At 62.9% G+C, this 1,189-nt stretch carries 1 pseudogene; it reads left to right on the top strand.

The features are described 5' to 3' along the window. Positions 1-160 precede the first annotated feature (160 nt). Positions 161-1,066 (top strand): annotated as a pseudogene (locus tag GJ633_RS16800) (DUF955 domain-containing protein); the annotation flags it as partial. Between the last annotated feature and the right edge of the window lie 123 nt (positions 1,067-1,189).

Genomic DNA, 1,189 nt, shown 5'->3' with positions numbered 1-1,189 from the left:
CGAGCGGTTCGACGAGTTCCTCGAGTACCTCGTTACGGTGGGCTTCGCGGACGAACGCCACGAGCTCCGCTGACCGACAGAGCGGTTTTTTGAACGCCCCTGAGGGGTGCGGCGCGGTCTGAACAGACGCAGTCGCCGTGAACTTGATTCGGTGAACACGATGTCCACGACCAGAGACTCGTCGGTCTCCTTCGACCAGACCGACACGCGATCCGACGACATGAACAGCACGATCGAACAGTGGATCGACGACCTCGTCGACAACGAGGGGACGCGCAGGCCAGCGCGGAGTTCCAGGAGTGGCTTGACGTCCAGAGTCGCTTCCATGACTACTCCTACCGCAACACGCTCCTGATCAAGCGGCAGTGTCCCGAGGCGACCAGGGTGGCGGGCTACCGGACATGGCAGGAGGAGTTCGACAGGCACGTCCAGGAGGGGGAGTCGGCCATCTGGATCTGGGCGCCGATCATCACCAAGCAGTGTCCAGAGTGCGAAAACTCGCCAAACTACCACGAGAACAGTGACTGTGACTACGACGAGACATCGCCTGAAGAGTGGTCCGAGGGCCTGGTGGGGTTCAAGCCCGCTCCGGTGTTCGACGTCTCCCAGACCGAGGGCGAACCGCTCCCCGACCTGGAACACGGAAGCGACTGGGGACGCCGGCGACCTCGTCGAACAGTTGACTGCCGCCGCTGACGACCTCAGCGTGACGGTGCGGATCGTTCCAGCCGAGGAGTGGACCCACGGCGAGGCGAAGGGCATCTGCGAGCAGCTAAGCCTCGTCGACGTTCAGCCGCTCGTCGAGGTACGCGATCGGGAGAACGAGGCCGACCTTGCGCGGACGCTGATTCACGAGTACGCACACGCCCTGCTCCACTTCGACGTCGACGACGACACCGAGCGGGCGAAGCGCGAAGTCGAGGCCAAGGCGGTCGCCTACGTCGTCGGGCGCTACTGTGGGTTGGACACCAGCGGGTCGGCGTTCTACCTCGCTGCGTGGGAGTCGGACGATCCCGAGGTCGTTCGCGAGCGGCTCGGACGGATCAGTCGGACGGCAGAAGAACTCAGTCGACGTTCTGCGAGGATAAATCCTCGTCCTTATTCAGTTAACCAACAAGGTGATGGGTTCATTCCGCTCTGTTGGTTAATTTGTCTGCGCCCGCGGAGGGGCGGAGGCGCATTCAGATCT

Origin of the sequence: Halorubrum sp. CBA1125 (assembly GCF_009742825.1) — an archaeon.
Classification (GTDB): Archaea; Halobacteriota; Halobacteria; order Halobacteriales; family Haloferacaceae; genus Halorubrum.
This window is presented reverse-complemented; position numbering and strand designations above follow the sequence as displayed.